General features: G+C 54.2%; 1 protein-coding gene. It reads right to left on the bottom strand.

Annotation, left to right across the window (positions count from 1 at the left end; translation table 11 throughout):
• The coding region (locus tag ACR0KC_RS22235) for a DUF1349 domain-containing protein (protein ID WP_480796378.1) at positions 1–754 on the bottom strand (754 nt) is incomplete at both ends.

Raw genomic sequence — 754 nt, 5'->3', positions numbered from 1 at the left:
TATGATTGTGCCATCCTCGTTCACGATCGGGTCAGCGCTGTTCTCGAAGTAATCCACCTGCGCGGTGTAGCCGGGCGTCACCCCATCCTTCGGCGCGCTCCCCGCAAAAACACCGGCCTCATTCACTTGCAGTACATGGTCGATCACCAGTGCTGTACTCCAGGTTACACCGTCATTTGATGTCTCGAACGTCCAGTTGTCACCCGCACGGGTGATCCTGAAATCCGTAACGCTACCAGAAGGAATGCTTTGGAACAGCACGAAATCCGTCGAGCCGTTCTCGACCACGCCTACGATCAGCCTCAGAACCGAATTCGACGTGGAAGCGATATCAAACCGGATAAAATTGCTTTCATCCTGAACCACCAGAAGCCCATGTTCCTGGAAGGTTTGGCTGGGTTCTGTCAAAAAACCGGCACTAATCTGAAAATCTTCATCCTCTGCAGCCTGCAATACCCGAGGAGTCGTCAGGAAATCCGAGGCGCTGACGGGAACTCCCGATGGAGAGCTGATCGCAAGATAACCGTCCGTTGCGCTGGTCCCTAGTTCGGCTGATCCAGCAATTCCCGAAAACGTCCATTCTTCGGCCAGTGAGCCGCTGGCAAAATCATCCGACACCAGATCGCTGGGTAGTACAGTCCCATTGACAGTGACATTCACCGTTGCTGTATCGGTGTCTGTTCCATCTGAGATCGTGTAGGTAAAGCTGTCGGTCCCGCTGAACCCCGCATTCGGCGTGTAGGTATAGGTGCCG

The organism is Ruegeria sp. CF3, assembly GCF_056537365.1.
Note: the sequence above shows the minus strand (reverse complement) of the source record. Positions and strands in the feature narration are given on the sequence as shown.